The sequence below is a fragment of the Actinoplanes sp. NPDC026670 genome (genome assembly GCF_040638175.1).
Lineage (GTDB): Bacteria > Actinomycetota > Actinomycetes > Mycobacteriales > Micromonosporaceae > Actinoplanes.
This window is the reverse complement of the sequence record NZ_JBEZXU010000165.1, coordinates 1-2071: the sequence shown is the minus strand read 5'-3', so window position 1 is coordinate 2071 and position 2071 is coordinate 1. Positions and strand designations below refer to the sequence as shown.

Sequence of the window (2071 nt, the reverse complement as noted above, 5' to 3'; positions counted from 1 at the left end):
GTCAGGGCAGGCAATCCTGACTGCCGAGGCAACGGCTCAAGGACATACCGCTGGTCAGATGCTGCGTGAGCTTGCTGAGACGCCAGCACCCGCTGTGGTCGCCGAACGTTTCAAAATCCCGACGGGCACCCCGGTCTGGGTGAGACGGCGCACCACCCTCGTTGACGACAGGCCCAATCAGCTCGCCGACTCCTACTTCGAGCTCGGCGTGGTTAAGGGCACGCAGATCCAGGACGAAGACACCGGCCCCGGCGGCAGCTTCGCGCGGCTGGAGGACGCGGGCTACGAGCTGGACGAGATCGCAGAGGAGTGGGCGGTCCGCATGCCCACCGGCCCAGAGAGTGCTGCGCTGCGTCTGCCAGCGGGAACTCCGGTCGTGGACCTGACCCGCACCACCTACGACGTCACCGGCCGCCCTGTCGAAGTCATGCTCGCCGTCATCGCCGGCGATATGGTCGAGATGTCGTACCGGTTCAAGATTCCTGACTAAGGCGGCACGTGCACATCACCTACACGGCCGCCACTACAGCGGCGCCCGACAGCACCAACGAAGACCTCTTCGCCGTCGGCGATGGATGGGCCTTGGTCTTGGACGGCGCTGGCCGGTACCCCGGAGAGTCAGGCGGCTGCATCCACCCGGTCACGTGGGTCGTAGCCCGACTCGGTCTCCACCTCACCAGCTGTCTAAGCCAGCAGCCCAAGCAGCCACTTACCACGATCGTTCGGTCTGCCGTAGAGGCCACCATGGCTGATCATGGCTCAACCTGCGACCTTAGCGACCCGCTCTCCCCCGGAGCAGCGGGAGCGATCGTCCGGGTCCGTGAGGACCGAATCGACTGGCTGGTGGTCGGAGACTGCGCAGTAGTCATCGACCAAGGCCCCAAGGGGTGCACGAGCGTCATCGACGATCGGGTCGACCACCTGCACAATGCGCCGATCGTCGAGGGCCAGGTGCGCACCTACTCACCGGCCTACGTCGCCACCGTTCGCAACAAGCCGGGCGGTTTCTGGGTGTTGGCCTCGTCGCCTGATGTGGCTGAACATGCGCTGGTGGGCATGCTGCCTGGGAGCCCGGCGGCAACCCAAGTCCTGCTGTGCTCTGACGGCATCTCCCGTCTCACAGAGCGCTACGAGTGGAGCTGGAAAGACGTCCTGGCCCTACATGGCTCGGCTGGGCCCGAGTCGCTTATCCGTGCGGTACGAGAGGCTGAGCGAAGCGATCTGGAGCCGCAGCGCTGGCGGGGCAAGCGTCATGACGACGCGACTGTAGTCGTCATGCGGGTAACTGACGCATGATCATGGAATTGATCGCCGCAATCGAGCAGGGCAACGCCGCGAAGGACAACGAGGACTGGGTCCATGTCAGCCAGGACCTGGTGCTCGTGCTCGACGGCGCGACCGCGCGAACGGATACCGGGTGCGTCCACGGAGTTGCGTGGTTCGTCGGCGAGCTGGGCCGGGCGATCGTTGATCGGGCGAGCCAGTCGAGCCTCGCAGCCTCCGTTGCGGCCTCGATCCCGTACGTCGCGGGGTTGCATCCGGAGTGCGACCTGAGTCATCCGGGCACGCCGTCAGCTGCGGTTGGTGCGCTCCGGATCAGGGGTGACGTCGTCGAGCACCTCGTGCTGGGCGATGTTTCCGTGGCGCTGGATACCGGCGATCAGGTGCGAGTCATCACGGATGAGCGCGTGAGTCGGACGGCATCTGCTGAGCGAGCTGAGGCTGACCGGCACCCCATCGGGGCCCCGGCGAAGTCGGAGGCGCTGTTGCGCATGAAGCAGCAGGAGTTGGCGGCCCGCAATCGACCAGGTGGCTACTGGGTTGCCGAGACCAACCCAGCCGCCGTTGACCACGCCCTGACAGGCCAGACACACCTGGACCAACTGCGACGCTTCGCGGTGCTCTCGGACGGAGCAGCACGGGCAGTTGCCGCCTTCGGCCTGTACGACTGGGGCGGTGCCCTGGAGCTGATGCAGGCGGCTGGTGCCACTGAGCTGATCCGGCAGGTACGAGCTGCCGAGCGGAGCGACCCGCAGGGGATTCGATGGCCTCGCAACAAGTGCAGCGACGA

General features: G+C 66.1%; 3 protein-coding genes. All 3 read left to right on the top strand.

The features are described 5' to 3' along the window. Positions 1-490: UTRA domain-containing protein (locus tag AB0E94_RS52745; protein WP_360344502.1), on the top strand; the 490-nt coding region annotated here is incomplete at its 5' end. Positions 491-498: 8 nt separating this feature from the next. Next, positions 499-1296, top strand: a complete 798-nt coding sequence (locus tag AB0E94_RS52740) for a protein phosphatase 2C domain-containing protein (RefSeq protein WP_357098014.1) — start codon at positions 499-501, stop codon at positions 1294-1296. Beyond that, a partial coding sequence (locus AB0E94_RS52735) for a hypothetical protein (RefSeq protein ID WP_360344499.1) occupies positions 1293-2071 on the top strand: 779 nt, incomplete at its 3' end. The genes AB0E94_RS52740 and AB0E94_RS52735, both read left to right, overlap by 4 nt.